11 protein-coding genes are annotated in these 16382 nt (G+C 60.5%); 3 read left to right on the top strand and 8 right to left on the bottom strand.

Annotated features, from left to right (window positions below):
* Positions 1 to 256 precede the first annotated feature (256 nt).
* From G442_RS0106810 to G442_RS26440, 4 genes are read right to left on the bottom strand one after another with little or no spacing between them, the layout of a single operon-like run.
* Positions 257 to 2287, bottom strand: coding sequence for a response regulator (locus tag G442_RS0106810; protein WP_084440407.1), 2031 nt, complete (start codon positions 2285 to 2287; stop codon positions 257 to 259).
* Positions 2274 to 4316 (bottom strand): ATP-binding protein, encoded by a 2043-nt coding sequence (locus G442_RS21210; RefSeq protein WP_246789352.1) that lies wholly within the window; start codon positions 4314 to 4316, stop codon positions 2274 to 2276. The genes G442_RS0106810 and G442_RS21210 overlap by 14 nt, the downstream gene beginning before the upstream one ends.
* Positions 4306 to 5478, bottom strand: coding sequence for a response regulator (locus G442_RS0106800; RefSeq protein WP_026397387.1), 1173 nt, complete (start codon positions 5476 to 5478; stop codon positions 4306 to 4308). The genes G442_RS21210 and G442_RS0106800 overlap by 11 nt, the downstream gene beginning before the upstream one ends.
* On the bottom strand, positions 5475 to 5606 hold the full coding sequence (locus G442_RS26440) for a hypothetical protein (protein ID WP_264801022.1): 132 nt from the start codon (positions 5604 to 5606) through the stop codon (positions 5475 to 5477). Before G442_RS26440 ends, G442_RS0106800 begins: the two co-directional genes overlap by 4 nt.
* 267 nt (positions 5607 to 5873) lie before the next feature.
* Between G442_RS26440 and G442_RS0106795 the strand changes: the two genes are divergently transcribed.
* Positions 5874 to 7337 carry an NCS1 family nucleobase:cation symporter-1 gene (locus G442_RS0106795; protein WP_051292036.1) on the top strand — a complete coding sequence of 488 codons (1464 nt, stop codon included), beginning with the start codon at positions 5874 to 5876 and terminating at the stop codon, positions 7335 to 7337.
* Between the two features lie 36 nt (positions 7338 to 7373).
* Here the strand turns inward: G442_RS0106795 and G442_RS24965 are convergent, their stop codons facing one another.
* On the bottom strand, positions 7374 to 8180 hold the full coding sequence (locus G442_RS24965; RefSeq protein ID WP_146882303.1) for a hypothetical protein: 807 nt from the start codon (positions 8178 to 8180) through the stop codon (positions 7374 to 7376).
* A gap of 448 nt (positions 8181 to 8628) precedes the next feature.
* Positions 8629 to 10119, bottom strand: a complete 1491-nt coding sequence (locus tag G442_RS0106785) for a Ppx/GppA family phosphatase (protein WP_026397385.1) — start codon at positions 10117 to 10119, stop codon at positions 8629 to 8631.
* Between the two features lie 602 nt (positions 10120 to 10721).
* Between G442_RS0106785 and G442_RS0106780 the strand changes: the two genes are divergently transcribed.
* Both G442_RS0106780 and G442_RS0106775 read left to right on the top strand, forming a co-directional pair.
* Positions 10722 to 11180, top strand: a complete 459-nt coding sequence (locus G442_RS0106780; protein ID WP_146882301.1) for a cupin domain-containing protein — start codon at positions 10722 to 10724, stop codon at positions 11178 to 11180.
* 287 nt (positions 11181 to 11467) lie between these two features.
* The gene (locus tag G442_RS0106775) at positions 11468 to 12313 is read left to right on the top strand and encodes an SDR family oxidoreductase (RefSeq protein ID WP_026397383.1); all 846 of its coding nucleotides are present in this window, start codon (positions 11468 to 11470) and stop codon (positions 12311 to 12313) included.
* Between the two features lie 118 nt (positions 12314 to 12431).
* On the opposite strand, the gene G442_RS0106770 is transcribed toward G442_RS0106775, so the two are convergent.
* Both G442_RS0106770 and secA read right to left on the bottom strand, forming a co-directional pair.
* Positions 12432 to 13181, bottom strand: coding sequence for a YebC/PmpR family DNA-binding transcriptional regulator (locus tag G442_RS0106770; RefSeq protein ID WP_026397382.1), 750 nt, complete (start codon positions 13179 to 13181; stop codon positions 12432 to 12434).
* A gap of 192 nt (positions 13182 to 13373) precedes the next feature.
* Entirely contained in the window at positions 13374 to 16103 is a 2730-nt protein-coding gene (gene secA, locus G442_RS0106765; protein WP_026397381.1) for a preprotein translocase subunit SecA, read from the bottom strand.
* Positions 16104 to 16382: the final 279 nt, after the last annotated feature.

Below are 16382 nucleotides of genomic sequence, written 5' to 3'. Positions count from 1 at the left end.
CGTGCCATGCCTGTTCTCTCTGCTCCTTACCCCACAGGCAGGAAGTGAATCAGATCTCAGGCAGATCGTATAGATCTTTTGTCAACGCGACCTAGTGAATTTAGGGTTTGCGCGTCACCGCAACTTTCTCTGCTTCAGATACACAAATAACACTCCCGAAGACGTCAGCAGAAAAAAGACGATCAGCCTACTCTCCGTTTATCACAACGGACAGACAGAAATCACAGTCATGCAACCGTAGTCGTAAGCAGCACTATTACCCCGCGAGCACCGTATCAATCCCGGACAGCAGCGCATCACGGGTAAACGGCTTGGCGATAACCTTGGCGCCTGTTGGCAATCTCGCCCGATCTGCGAACCCCGTAACGAAAAGAATCTTCAAATCGTGACGAATTTCAGCGATGCGTCGGGCGCACTCGTCCCCATTCATTTGCGGCATCAGCAAATCCATGACCACCAAACCGATTTCAGGCCGCTGCGTCGTGAGGTCTATCGCCTCCGCCCCGCTGTGACATTCGATGACATCGAACCCGGCCTTGGACAGGAAACTCGATGTCACTGACGCGACACTTTCGTCATCATCCACCACGAGCACGCTTCGTCCACCGCCACGCTTCGAACTGGCGACGTCCTTCGCCGCATCTCCACGCACGCCTGAAGACGAACTCTCAACGGCTGGCAACCAGAGTTCTATGGAAGACCCTTGCCCTGGCGCGCTGTTGACGCGCACCCCGCCCTGATTGCGCTGCATGAAGCCATAGATCATCGACAGGCCGAGACCAATACCACCGCCCACCGCCTTGGTGGTGAAAAATGGCTCGAAAATCCTCGTCTGCGTCTCTGGCGACATGCCGACCCCACGATCCGACACGGTCACGATCACATAACGACCGGGCGCCAGCGGTTGGCCGGACTGCGTTTCGGGCGGTTCCTGCCCCTTCGCGGCAGAACCGGCGGAGTTCGAAGAGGCGTGACCCATTCCCGCTTCCGGAGCACGAACCATTGCCTCACGCGTCGAAATCAGGATTTCACCGCCATTCGGCTGCGCATCCCGTGCATTGAGGCACAGATTGACCAGCGCCACTTCAAGCAGCGCAGGATCGGTCGACGCCGCCGGAAGACCTGCCGGCGGCGAGGCGACATGAACCGGCGTCATGCGCTTCCCGCCGCCTCCGACACTCTGTGTCAGCAACCCCTGCATCTGTTCGAGAAGTTTCGGAACATCGACTGATTGACGCGCCAAATCTCGCGGCCGGCTGAAATCCAGCAACTTCTGCGTCAACGTCGCGCCGCGGCGTGCAGCGTCCATAGCATTGCCGAACAGCCGCGCAGCCCGGGCGTCCAGATCCGGCGAAAGGTCGGAAACCAGCTCCAGGGACCCCAAAATAGCAGTCAGCAGGTTGTTGAAATCATGCGCAATGCCTCCCGCCAAAGTGCCGATGGCCTGCATCTTGTCGGCCTGCCGCAACCGGCGCTCCATCTCCATCAGATCGGTCACGTCCTGATCGATCAGGACAGAAATTTCCGACACGCCGTCCTCTCCGGATGGCGAACCCGCGCGACCGCCACCCAACGCTACGCGGGTGACGCGGTGCCAGCGCGGCCGTCCGGACGCATCGCGGCGCGCGACCAGTTCCGGCGCTCCGCTGTCGCCGGAACTGGTCCTGTCGCCAAGGACCGGGGCTCCCGACGGCGTAAAATCTTCTTCTCTACGGCCAAGGCATTCTTTCTGTGAACGTCCCAACGCCCGCGCCGCCAACGCATTCAGACGCGTGAAACGCCCCTCCTCATCCTTGAACGCAAGTCCGACAGGAAGATTGTCGAAGAGACTCCGCAGGATTTCCCGTTCCGTCGCCAGCATCCGCCGCGTGCGACAGGCAGCAGCGGCTTCCCGCACCATCGCCAGCAAGGCGTCCGGCTCCCACGGTTTGGCGGCATAGAACGTAATCGAACCCCGGTTGAGAGCGCTGGCCACCGTTTCGAGATCCGCGTACCCGGTCAGCAGAATCGCAGCCGCATCCGACATCGTCCGCGCTTCGGCAAGGAAGACATCCCCCGTCATGTCGCGCATGCGCTGGTCGGACACGACGACGGCGAAATCGCTCCGCTCCGCAATCAACGCTAGCGCCTCACGGGCCGACGTAGCGCGCACGATCTCAAACTCGTCCTCCAGAAGATCCGAGAGCGCGACGAGAATCTCCGGTTCGTCGTCCACCAGCAGCACGCGCTCGCGCGCTGCCGCACCATGATGCCCGAAACTGCGCAACAGAGAGTCAGGCCCGTTCATGGCGAACCTCCATGCTTCCGGTTTCGCCTTCGGTCGCGCGCGTCGCCGCAGTGACCGTATGCTGCGGCTGATCGTCCAACGATCCGGGGCCGCGGTAAGGCACTGCTATCGTGAAGCAGGCGCCGCCTTCCGGCGACACCCCCACCTCGATCCCGCCGCCATGGGCCTGCACCACGCCATAGGCTGTGGCGAGCCCAAGCCCGGTACCGACCCCGACCGGTTTCGTGGTGAAGAAAGGCTCGAACACGCGTTCACGCATGAAGGGCGGCACGCCCGGTCCATTATCACAGACCGTGATCACGTAAGCGTCCCCAGCCCAGTCAGTGATCAGGCGTGAGACGCTTCCCGCCACAACGACGTCATTTGCCGGACAAAGCGCCGTCTCTATGCGGATACGCGGCACGCCGCCAAGCGCGCCGCCTTCTGCCTCGAATGCGTCAACCGCGTTGCTGATTACGTTCATCACCACCTGATGCGCCAACGCCGTCTGGCACCGCAATACCGGGGGTGCGCCATACGCGCACTCGACGACAATATCGTCTCCCAACTTGGGACCAAGAAGCGACAGCACTGTGCCTATGGCCTCAGGCATGTTGACGTCCATAAAAACACCCTGATCAAGACGGGAGAAATGCCGAAGACTTGACACAAGATCTCGCATCCGCCCCAACCCGACAGACGACGCGCCCAGTCGATCGCGGCTCTTGTCGAGCAGAACGCGCGCCTCCCCAGCGTTGTCCTGTGCGAGCGCCGATATCGCTTTTTCCAGATTTCGCGCAACGGTGTCCTCATGCGCCAAAACGAAAGCCAGCGGGTTGTTAAATTCGTGCGCGATTCCCGCGACAAGTTCACCCAGCGACGCCATCTTGGCCGACTGCACCAGCTTGGTCTGCGCATCAATCAGCTTGCGGTTGGCGGCGGCTAGCTCGGTGTTCGCCTGCTCCAGAGCCTCGGCGAGCGCCGCCTTTGCGCGCGCGCCCTGCATGGCCGCTTCTCGCGCCGCGCGTTCCGCCTCACTCCTGCGGCTTTCGTCCTGCAGCACCTTGCGACGAAGCAGCGCCCGCACATGCAAAAGCAGGAAATCGACGTCTATGTCCGCACCGACCAGATCGTCGACGCCCGCAGCATACGCGTCGGATGCGTGATCGCCCTCCGACCTGCTCCCGCCGCCGAATCCCAGCAGTCGTGTGGGCGCGCCACCGCCCACTCGTGCGTTTCGGCGCGCGTCCAGGCTCCGGCATAACGCAAGGCCGTCAAAGGTTGGACAGGTCAGGTCGACGATTACGCAATCCACCGTGTCGATCCACAGGTCCGGCGACGCGAGCGCGGCATTATCCAGCGCCATCGCCTCCATGCCGTCCCCATGAAGCAGCCGGATCACCGGAAGCCTGCCGAAGGCGGCTGAGGGATGCACGATCGGATCATTCAGCCCCTGCGGATCGCCTTCAGCTGCATGTGCTGCGTCGCCCCCCGGCTTTCCCAGCCCTGCGAGAGTCGCCATCGAAGCATTATGAGGATTCAAACGCTCCATGGATGACCGCGTCACATGCAGAGCTTGCGGTCCCCACGCCATCAAGGCGCCGCCGGGTCCCGTAGCCACGGCCACCGCAGGGCGGCGGAACATCCCGCGCGATGGCGTCTGCGATGTCGGATGCTCGCGCAGAAGCGCCCTGATCCGGAAGGCAAGCAGACTGGTGTCCGCCGAGCGCGGGACGCAGGCGTCAATTCCCGCCAGCAGCACCTCTCGCTCCAGCTTTGGGTCGTGACCGTCAGTCAACATCAGAACGGGCACGGCGCGCGTCGCCGCGTTCAACCGAAGCTGACGCGCCATCTGACCGCCATCCATGCCCGGCAAACGAAAGTCCGTGACGACCAGAAAGGGGATCCAGGCGTCCAGACTATCGAGAGCGGCTTCCCCGCTCTGCACGCTCTCGATCTCGAAGCCGTACGCTTCAAGCATACGGCCAATTCTCAGTCCCTGCGTGGCGGCGTTTTCGACCAGCAGCAGACGCGGCGCCTCATGCTTCATGATCGTCACCATTTTCGGAAACCAACACACGGGCTGCTGCGGAGGCCGCCAGTTCGCCCAGAGCTTCGGCCGACCCTGCTCCCTCCGCCGCCCCCATACGAACGGCGACGCCGGACGTAAACGGGTTGCGTGCAGGTCGCTCCTCGTACGCCTGCCCACCGGCATGCCGAATAGCGAAAAGACCAAGCGCGCCGTCGTCCTCGACCTGCCCCAGAAGCACTGCCATCGCGTCGGAACGAAGCGCCTCGGCCATCGAACTCAACAACATGTCGAACGATGCCCCGCGCAAACCCGGAAAGGACGTGCCGGAAACGCCAGGCAAAACAGGCGTCGACACAAGCGCGCCGGAGTCTGAAACCCGAAATCCGTCCGACGCGGCGACGACCCGTACCGGCCCGATAGCGATCGGTCCCGCACGCCCGCGCACCGCGCCTCCCGGCGCCACGCCATTGAGCCAGACCACGAAATCATCAAGGAACGGCGCCGCGACCGATGTCAGAAACAGCGTCGGCGGACGCGCGTCGCCGGCGCTCTCCAGCATGCGGAGCGCAGAGCCCAGCGCGCCGCCGCCCGCAAGCAGCGCCATTACTTTCGCGGGCGCGCCATCTGCTCTGCGCGCAGCATTTGGCAGTCTGCCGTCCGCCGCCTCCCTAACCTCGGATCGAGACACATCCCCGGAACGTCTGGAGGCCTTGCAGGCAAGCGCCAGCGCGGCCGTCAGCAATTCCCAAACCAACACCTCGTCAACGCCGCTCGAGCCCTCCAGACCCGACAGTCCGGCATCTTGCCCGTCAATGCGCGGAATCAGCGCCAGGGCTCCTGACCGAAGACTTTCGAAGGCAAGGCCGAGAGACGGCGAACCTGGCGCGATCGTGACTACAATCGCCACGGGACGAGACGCCATGATCCGCCGCGTCGCCTGCAATCCGCTCATCCCCGACAGATCGGCGCGCATCACGACGACGTCGAACGCAGACGTTTGCAGCAGGGAGACCGCATCCTCCGCCCCGGCAACGTCCCGGCACGAAACCGCCCCTCCTTCAATGCCCGTCAGAAAATCCCGCAGCCTCGCGCGAACGCTGGCGTCGTCGTCGACCAGAAGGACATGCATGGAAGGCAGGACGATGCGCGGCGACGCGGCAGGTGGCGGAGCGGCGGTCATGCGGAAGCACGGCCCATGGACGTGACCAACCCGTGATGAGGCGCCCGGTGTGGCGCAGGCGCCTGAGCCTGCGAAGCTGTGACCAGCCACGGGCGCATCTGCGGAATGCGGAGAATCTCCTGAGTCACTGGCATATCTCCGTGGGGCCTTCAGGCGGCTTGCGCCCATGCGCTCCTTACGAAACGCGAAAGATACGACGGATTACCCTCCGCCGCTGTTCGCAACTGCGTGTACCCTGTTTCGTCGTCGTGGTCTCGCGCATTGCGGACGCTCCAGCACCGCTCCCACAAAACGCAGAGCCAAGGTTCCGGGACGGTTTCATTCTGTGCGGCGCCGCAATAACATCGGTTGGTTGAATATAATCGGCAGTCTTAGGCTGTCAGCCGCGAGGGTTCATGCCTCCATCCCGCCAGATCTCACATGTTCCCCTGCCGGACGGCTTCGATCCCGATCTCGCCAACGCGGATCTGTTACCCGTTCCACCTGAAAAACGCGACTGGTCCTGGATCAACATGGCGACCGTCTGGATGGGGATGGTCCACAACATCGTGGTCTACGAAGCCGCCTCCGGCCTGATGGCGCTGGGCTTTTCCGCCTGGCAGAGTCTGGGCGTCGTCGCCGTGGCCTACGGCGTGTTGTTTCTCGCAATGTGGTTCAACGCCCGACCCGGAACGAAATACGGCATACCGTTCTGCGTCCTGATCCGATCATCCTTCGGGCCGACCGGCGCGCAACTGCCCGTCCTGTTGCGGGGATTCTGCGCCGTGTTCTGGTTTTCAGTGCAGTCCTACGCCGCAGCGCAAGCGGTCGATGCGATCATGTCCACGCTCAGCGCCACCTGGGCAGGATGGACGGTCGCGTTTCTGGGCATGCAGATCAAAACATGGCTGGCGATGGCGATCGTCTGGACGCTTCACGGCTGGATCACCAGTCATGGCGTTCATCGTATCCGTAACTTTGAACTGATCGCGGGGCCACTGGTCATCCTTGCCGGGCTGACGGCGACGATCTGGGCGCTGCGGGTGGGGCACGGTCTGGGGCCGCTATTCTCCCAACCCTCGAAGCTGCACGGGGCGGCCTTCTGGAACGCTTTCGCGCTGGGCGTAACCGGCATGATCGGCATGTGGGCGACGTTCGCCGTCAACATCCCCGATCTGTCCCGCTTCGTTCGTACGCAGCGCGATCAGGTCGTCGGACAGGCCATTGGACTGCCCCTTACGGCGCTGATTTTCACGCCGATGGGCATCATCACCACGTCCGCCACCATTCTGATGTTCGGGCGTCCGATCTGGAACCCGGTCGAATTGCTGCTGGCCCTGAACCACCCCGTGATCACGGTGCTTGGGGGATTGACGATCCTGCTGGCGACGCTCTCTGTGAACGTCGTCGCGAATATCATGCCCGCCGCCTACGATCTGATAAACCTCGCGCCGCGTCGTCTGGATTTCATAAAGGCGGGACGACTGGTCCTCGCGCTGGGCGTGCTGTTCGTTCCGTGGCTTTGGTTCGACCGCGCGGACGGAATCTACCGTATCCTCACCATCATCTCGTCCCTGCTCGGCCCTGTCACGGGCGTCATGCTGGCGGATTACTACGTCGTGCGGCGACAAAATATCGCCGTGGACGATCTCTATCGGCGCGACGGCCGTTACGCTGGCGCACGCGGCTGGGGGCATGGCGGCGTGTCCGCCATGCTGATCGGCGGCGCGGTCGCCGCGAGCGGGTTCGTGATCCCGGCGCTGGCGCCCGTCAGCGCGCTATCATGGTTTGTGGGCGTCGTCATTGGCGGCGGGGTTTATATTGCTTTGGCCCGGGGGCGGCGAGCGGTCGCTGATGGGACGTCCGCCGCCGTGACCTGACGCCCCGCGCCCCACACCAGAACACGACGACGTCCTCTATGCGATTTGCTCAACGCCCCCAACAGGCGGGAAATTCTCATAACCGGCCACATTTGTTTCTGGCATAGGTCGGTTTAACCGCGAATCTCCTTCTATCCCGCGCATATCTGCCCGCTGACGCAGCAAGTCCGCAACAGGGATACGCCCCCCTCCAAGCACTTTTTGCACACCTGCTATAGAAGGCTCGTTTCCTGCCCAGCCGATTCCTCCTTGCCCTGCCTGCCTTTGGAAATATATCCACCAGCGTCCATCCTGGTACTTCATGACGGCAAAGGCGCGGGGGCGCCCCTCGATACCGTAATCATCAAAACGCATGCATCCGGCGAAACCAAAGCCATGGTCGATTCCGTCCGCAAGGTATTCCTCGTCGAAATAACTGCCAGCGCTTCCGCGTGCACTCCCCCCCTGAACATGGTAAAATCGGTATTGGTCATCGTCGATTTGATCAACCACAATGGAACAACCACTAAAATCTGGCGTGAACGCCAGCGTGCCCTCTCCCGGATTAGTTGGAATCAGGCACGACCCGCCTTGCGGAATCCAGTATGCGCTAACCCGAGATTCACTATTAGGCGAGCCTCTGGATTGGGTGCTGATAATAACGACATTGTCTCCTTTACTCTTTCCAGAGGTTTCTTTACTTTCGTAAGAACTGAGCCAAAACGAACGAGGAGCATCCGGTTGCAAGTTTTCCTGATTATTTTGCGCACCTGCGACAGGATACCGAAAAGCTCCAGCAGCGCTCAGGACGTAATTACTCATGAAATGGGCCGTTCTGTTTCTCAAATCTTCGGCTAGTGACATGCTGTGCTTCCCAAGAATTCATACAGGAAAAAAGGCGCCAAAACATCGAAATAACCCTACCGCTGTCGCACAGTTAATAAAAAACATCCACAAAAAAATCATTTCATTCGTAATAATTTCAATATCTTCACAGAAAATCATTGAAAATTCTGCCGCTGCGCAGACGTTAATCATCGGCCATTCAAAATTATTATTTTAATTACTTACGTCACATTACAGGCGAGATCGAAATATCACCTTGAAATAATCCATATATAACGTAATTTGGAATTTCAAAAAATATAGCGGAAATTCCACTAAACAAATCAGAACATTTGTTCGATCAAATTACGTAAAGACAACTCTTGGTCACCTCGAAACCGCGAACAAATGAGCACCTTGCAAATAATCATGTCAATATTGAAGATTTATATGCAATATTTGCGGCGGCATCATACTCGGAACGATCTCACCCTCCCAAAACCTCCGTAATCCTCGTCTCGACCTGCATCACCTGCCCGAGCCGCGTCAGCCTGCGCTTCACCGCCTCTCCGCGCACCGCGACGCTGGCCGACGTCAGATGCAGGCGCAGTTCTCCGCCGTCATGTTCCAGCCGCGTGCCGTCGAGCAGCGCGCTCGCCCCGCCGGAAAGTGAGTACGCCAGACGCAGCGCCAGCCCCAGCGTCATTGCCCAGCCAAACCAGGCATCGTCGAGCAGCGCCCGCGACGGCGCGACGAACGCCGCCGTCGGTTCAGCCTCGTATCGAACGGCCAAAGCCAGCGCCAAAGCCGCACGCGCTTCGTGATCGAAACCGACGCCCTGTATCCACAGCACCCGCATATAGGTCTGCTCGGCCCGGTATTCAGGATGGTCGTGGCTGCCTACGTCCGAAAGGCGGCACGCCGTCATGCGAAGCCGACGCTCACGATCACTTTCGCCGGGGAAGAGCTTCGCCGTCCAGGCGAACAGCGCCTCCGGCAGCGTCTCGCTCCGCCCCAGACGCTGGCAGAGATCCTGAGCAACGGTGTCTAAAGGATCGAGAGACTGTAATTCCGGCGCTACGTTCATCGCGTACCAGCCTTCACGCAGGCCATCGACGCAGAACACGACGCGATCCGGCTCGACACGTTTCAGCAGCCGCCGCAGAACGGTAGCCGCAAACGGCACGTCGTCCAGCCGCTTGCGCGGAGCATTCGGCAAACGCTCAAGCGTGCGGCGGTTGGATTCGATCAACCATCCCGTCATTTCCCGCGCGGCGGCGGGCGTAAGGGAGTAATAATGGACAATATTGAGCGGATAGTTCGTTCGTGCGATCTGCAATCGCGCCAGAGCGCGAAACGCGCCGCCAACCAGATACAGCGTGCGGCCCCTCATGCCGCCTAACCAGTCGACTCCGCTGAGATCGGCGTCGGCGATGCCCTTGGCGATCGTCAGATCGCCGCCCGACCGGTCGCTCAGTCGGATCACGCCCAGCGGCAGCGTATTCGCGCTTTCCCGCCCGTCGTCGTCGAGCCGGATCAGTTCGAGAGAGCCGCCGCCAATATCGGCGACCAGCCCCGTCGCCTCCGGTATGCCGCAGCGCACTCCAACAGCCGAATGGTCCGCCTCTTCCACGCCAGAGAGTATGCGGATCGGCACGCCCGGCATCTCCTTGCGAAGCGCCTCCACGAAATCCGGCCCGTTAGCCGCATCACGCACGGCGGCCGTCGCCAGTATCTCGAACGGGTCGGCGTTCATGCTGCGTGCGATGGCGTGATAGCGCCGAAGCACCTCCACAGCCATGGCGACGCCTTCGTCGTTCAGACGACCAGTCATCGTAAGGCCGCGGCCCAGCCGCAGAACAGCCTTCTCATTGAAAATGGACACGGGATTGCGCGAGACCCCGTCGAACACGACCATCCTGACAGAGTTGGAGCCAAGATCGACGACGGCGGATCGTTTCGGAGCTTCGGCCTGCATTCATGGTCCTCTGGGAAGGAAACCGTCCACACGAACAGGGAACGTCGCGTGGTCTTACCCCCTTCGCTCCCGTCAGGGTCTTCGCCGTATAGCCGATCCCGGCGAGGATGCGAAAGTCGTGAATGACTGATGCTTGCGGCGCACCGGGATAGACCGCCACGCGCCGTTTCCTGCTCTTTATTAATCCACCAGGCGGCTACGCCGCTGGGTTAGAACTCAACTTACGACCGTCCGAACTTCATCACTGCCTCCCCCAAAAAAGTCACGCGGGAAGGCCAAAAACTCGCAGCGATTTTGCATATTGACGCGTTAACGCCCGCGATCCGGGATTTGGTGGCGCAGCAATCCTGCTGCAGCGCCGTCCATCATCGCGGGCCAGGTCAGCTCAAAAAATTTTCCTTCCAACTCTACATGAAGAAGCCAAACCCTTCGCGACCACAGCCGTTAGCACCCAAGCCGCCCGGCAAATCGCGCATGGAATCCGCGATCACCGGGATCATGTCCTACCCATCCTCATTGCGCCTGACGCAGGAGAGCCAAAGCTCCGACTGCAGGGCTCAACCGGGGAGCCAGGCGGCCAGGAATCTCTCGGGGAGCAACTCATGTCTGTCGCCCAAAAAATCGCATGTGGCACTATCTTCATCGCCGCTTCCACCACAACGCTTCAAGCTTCCGCCGCCACGCCGCAAACGGCGTCCGGCCACGCTGACATCCTTGTCCAGAGCAGCGCCTCGTGGAACGGGAAGCCTTACGAGCATTATCCGACTACTGCTCCGGAATTGACTGTTCTCAAGCTGACGATACCGCCGAATTCCGCCCTCCCATGGCATGTCCATCCGGTCCCGAACGCCGGATATGTTCTGCAGGGACAGTTGACCATTCAAGATAAGGCCAGCGGCAAGGAAAAGACCTTTCATACTGGTGAGGCGTTTACCGAAAGCGTCGAGGACGCCCACCGCGGCGTCTCGGGCGATCAGGAGACGGTGCTGATTCTCGTCTACTCCGGCACCAAAGGGCAGAAAACATCCGTTCCGTTGAAAGGCGAACAGACTGAATACTGACGCGAAGCGACCGCCCATCGGTGAAATATATTTGATATTATAAAAATATTTCATCGATAATATCGTTTCATTCGCCAAAAAAGCGGGAACGAAGGCACTAATGAAAAACTGCATGCCTTCTATCCAACTTTACGGATGAGACACCAAAACTTCACGCGCCGTTTCAATGCATAGAGCGGACACCGCAAGGCCTGAATCCGGTCATCACGAGTGTCCCAAAATCGTGAACTGAGTACGAAAACTATCACCTCGCTTGCCGAAACTGGACCATCCAGCCGAGGATCAAAATCATGCCAGTAATTCTGATTACCGGAGCTGCGACCGGCTTCGGCGCCGAAACTGCCCTGCGTCTGGCGGCGCTCGGCCACGAAGTTATCGCCGCCGTGCAGGTTCCCGCCCAGGTCTACGCTTTGGAACAGGAGGCAAAGCGTCGTGGCGTCGATCTCCGTATCGAAACCCTTGATGTGACGAGCGAGGGCGAACGACGCAAGGCTGCTTCATGGAACGTTGAAGTTCTCCTGAATAATGCGGGAATATCCGAAGGCGGCTCGGTGGTCGACATTCCGGAAGAAAACCTTCGCCGCCAATATGAGGTCAACGTTATCGGTCCAACCCTGCTTACGCAGATCGTCGTACGAGATATGGCGAAGCGAGGACACGGTCTGGTCGTCTTTATGTCATCTGTCGCCGGGTTGACCACAGATCCGTTTGCCGGAGTATATTCCTCGTCAAAACACGCGGTCGAAGCAATTGCAGAGGCTCTGCGGCAGGAAATGCAGGAATTCGGCATCGAAGTCGCCACTATAAACCCCGGCCCGTTTCTGACAGGTTTCAACGACCGAATGTTCGAAACTTGGAAAAGCTGGAGGGACGATCCGTCAAAGAGGTTGTTTAATTACGAAAACATTGCTTTTCCGCACGAGCAATATGATCAGGAACCCGTCATTGAAACGACAATCGGGGTGTTGACCGGGAAGATCCGCACATATCGAAACGTCGAGCCGAAGAAAATCGTCGACGAACAGCGCCAGATGATGGACGCCGTCTGGGATCGAAAAATCGAAGACGGCGTAGGAAAGCGAAACCAACTGGTTCAGAAAGCCTACGATATCTCACCCGGCGTACCGGTATAAATTTCCGCTCGGCAAGGCGATACCGCGACGATCAACGTCTCTTGTGTAATTGTTTCTTTATTAGGAAAATTCGCCCCCGACGCCAGACTTATACGGCATCAGGGGCGGACGCTTTTACTCAGGCCGAAAGCGCCGCTGCAACATCCTCTGGCAGATCGAAGTTCGCGTAAACGTTCTGCACGTCGTCGTTTTCTTCGAGCACGTCGAGCAGCTTGAGCACGGAACGCGCCTTCTCCTCGTCGAGAGGCACAGAGTTCTCAGGACGCCAGTCGAGCTTGGCGCTCTCTGGTTCGCCGAAACGAGCCTCCAGAGCGTCGCGCACGGCGAAGAACGCCTCAATCTCGCACGTCACCTCATGCGCCTCCTCCGTGGAGACCACATTATCAGCGCCAGCTTCGATCGCAGCCTCAAGCATGTCGTCCTCGCCAGCGACCTTTGCCGGATAGGTGACGACGCCCAGACGCGCGAACATGAACGACACGGAATTCGTCTCGCCCAGAGAGCCGCCATATTTCGAGAACGCTGCGCGCACGTCGGACGCCGTGCGGTTGCGATTGTCAGTCAGAGCTTCGACGATCACAGCCACACCAGCCGGACCGTACCCTTCGTAGCGGACCTCCACGTAATCGTCGCCGCCGCCCGCGCCAGTGGCTTTCTTGATCGCCCGCTCCACGGTGTCCTTGGGCATGTTCACTTCGCGCGCCGCCGAAATGGCGGCGCGAAGGCGCGGATTGGAAGTCGGGTCAGGAAGTCCGGAGCGCGCCGCCACCGTGATTTCGCGAATAACCTTGGCGAATTGCCTGGCGCGTCGGGCGTCCTGTGCGCCCTTGCGATGCATGATGTTTTTAAATTGGGAATGGCCAGCCATGCCGCCCTCACAGTCCTCGTCCTGAGCGGAGACCATCGTCCGCTCGTCAGTGCCACGGAGATCCGCCAGGATCCCCGATCAATGTCTCATGACGTCATCGCGCCATACGTTCAGAACAGTCCGTCCGCCTGGAAAGAGGCGCACAGGCAGCCTTGAGTCAGCCAGCCCTAAACCGGGCGCACACCGGTCAGGTCACACGTGGCGGCCATGACAATGCTTGTACTTCTTCCCTGAACCGCAAGGGCAGAGTCCGTTGCGCGGCGTCTCTCCCCAACTCGACGGATCATCAGGCAGAATCGCGCCGGATCCCGGCGGCTCCATCGTCACAAGCGTCGGAGCCGCGTCGCCAACCGACATCGCGACTGGCTCGGACGCCAGACCGGGCACGCCCGGATCTGGGTGAAATTCAGCGATATTGGCGGATGGTTCGAGATCGAGAGGCGGCGCCACCTCGACACGCGCGATAAGCGACACGACCCGTTCCCGCATTTCGTCGAGCATGAAAGTGAAAAGCTGGAACGCTTCGTGCTTGTACTCGTTCAGCGGGTCTTTCTGACCATACGCGCGAAGCCCGATGCCCTGACGAAGCTGGTCGAGCGCATGCAGATGCTCCTTCCACACGCCATCGAACGTCGTCAGCAGAATCTGCTTCTCGATGAAGCGCATGATGTCGGGACCAAAGTTAACCGTCCGAACAGCCTGCGCCTTCGCGGCCTCGTCAGCGATCCTTGCGGCGACCTGCTCGCGGTCCATGCCGTCCTCACGCGACCAGTCGACAATCGGCAGGTCGAGGTTGAGGATACGCTGGACGTCGTCCTGAAGCTCAGTGCTCTGCCACTGCTCAGCAAAGGATTTTTCGGGAATCCGCCGTTCCGTCAGCGCGTGGATCAATTCCTCGCGCATCTCGCTGACTGTCGTGGCGACGTCGCTTTCCAGCATGTATTCGCGACGTTGCGCATACACTTCCTTGCGCTGGTCGTTCATGACGTCGTCGTATTTGAGCGTATTCTTGCGCATGTCGAAGTTGCGGGCTTCGACCTTCTTCTGCGCACGCTCAAGGGCCTTGTTCAGCCACGGATGGACGATGGCCTCGCCCTCCTGCATGCCCATCTTCTGCAGCATCCCGGTCATCCTTTCGGACCCGAAAATGCGCATCAGGTCGTCCTGCAGGGAGACGAAGAAACGGGAATTGCCCGGATCGCCCTGACGTCCGGCGCGGCCACGCAACTGGTTGTCAATGCGACGGCTTTCGTGACGCTCCGTGCCTATGACGTAGAGTCCGCCCGCCTCGCGCACGATCTTCTGGTTGCTGGCCACTTCTTCACGCAGCGCCGCAATCGCGGCGTCACGCTCCGCAGGGTCTTCGATATGCGCCAGTTCCTGCTGGATGCGCATCTCGACGTTGCCGCCCAGTTTAATGTCAGTGCCGCGACCCGCCATGTTGGTGGCGATGGTGATCGCGCCGGGCGCGCCCGCCTGGGCGACGATGGTCGCCTCCATCTCGTGGAACCGGGCGTTGAGCACGTTATGCGGAACGCCCGCGCGCTTCAGTTCCCCGGACAGGGCCTCGCTTTTCTCGACGGAGGTCGTACCAACGAGAATCGGCTGACCACCTTTGTGGATTTCCTGAATAAGACGAACCACCGCGGCGAACTTGTCCGCCTCGTTCAGATAGATCTCGTCATCTTCGTCCTTGCGGGCGACCGGCAGGTTCGTCGGAATTTCGACGACGTCGAGCTTGTAGATTTCCGCGAATTCGTCCGCTTCCGTCATCGCCGTGCCGGTCATGCCGGACAGCTTGGGATAAAGGCGGAAATAGTTCTGGAATGTGATGGAGGCGAGCGTCTGGTTCTCCTGCTGAACCTCGACATGCTCCTTCGCCTCGAGCGCCTGATGCAGGCCGTCGGAATACCGGCGACCATCCATCATGCGACCGGTGTATTCGTCGATGATGATGACCTTGCCGCCGCGCACGATGTAATCGACGTCCCGCGCGAACAGCGTATGCGCGCGTAGGGATTGCTGGACGTGGTGAACGACCGCGATGTTATGCACGTCGTACAGACCGCCCTCAGCAAGCACCTCTGCTTCCCGCAGCATGGTCTCGACACGGTCCGAGCCTTCCTCGGTCAGAATGACCGTACGGAATTTCTCGTCCTTGTCATACGTCGCCGGGTCGCTAACCAGCGCTGCGACCACGGCGTCAACGCTGCGGTAGAGATCTGAGCTGTCTTCAGCCGGGCCAGAAATGATGAGAGGCGTACGGGCTTCGTCGATCAGGATCGAATCCACCTCGTCCACGATGGCGTGGAAGAACGGCCGCTGGACCATGTCCTCCAGCCGGAACTTCATGTTGTCACGCAGGTAATCGAACCCGAACTCGTTGTTCGTGCCATAGGTGATGTCCGCAGCATAGGCGGCGCGGCGCGCGTCGTCAGGCAGGTTCGGCACGATGACGCCGGTCGTCAGACCAAGAAAGCCGTACAACTGCCCCATTTCCTCGGCGTCACGCCGCGCGAGGTAGTCGTTGACGGTGACGACATGCACGCCCTTGCCCGCCAGAGCGCTGAGATAGACCGCCAGAGTCGCGACGAGGGTCTTGCCTTCGCCTGTCCGCATTTCCGCGATCTTGCCCGAATGAAGCACCATGCCGCCGACAAGCTGCACGTCGAAATGCCGCATGCCGAGCACGCGACGCGAAGCTTCGCGGGCAACCGCAAAGGCCTCCGGCATCAGCGCGTCCAGCGTTTCACCCTTGGCCAGACGCTCCCGAAACTCCACCGTCTTATTGGCGAGGGCGGCGTCATCGAGCGGCCTGATCTGCGATTCGAGCGCATTGATCTCCGGCACGCGACGCTGATAGGCCTTCAGCGAGCGATCGTTGGCGGTGCCGAACAGGGCGCGAGCGAGCGAGGCGAGCATGTAAACCTTTCCGGAACGGCGTGCGGACCTGACCGCGCCCGATTTTCTCCGCGCTCCTGCCGAAGACGCTGAAGCGTCCCGTCGACGGGCCGTGGAAGACGAACTCAAAAATGCTGGCGGCGCACAGCCAACCACACGCGCGCAATCAGATAAGACCCGCGCCGTCACGGGTCAACCGATGGCCGCACACAGAAACGGCGCCCGGCTGCGGACGAATGCGCGCCCGTATGAATATCCGCTACAGGCTGCGATATCGGCGGAGCCGCTCTTGCGACCACA

Source organism: Acetobacter nitrogenifigens DSM 23921 = NBRC 105050 (genome assembly GCF_000429165.1).
Taxonomy (GTDB): Bacteria; Pseudomonadota; Alphaproteobacteria; order Acetobacterales; family Acetobacteraceae; genus Acetobacter; species Acetobacter nitrogenifigens.
Note: the sequence above shows the minus strand (reverse complement) of the source record. Positions and strands in the feature narration are given on the sequence as shown.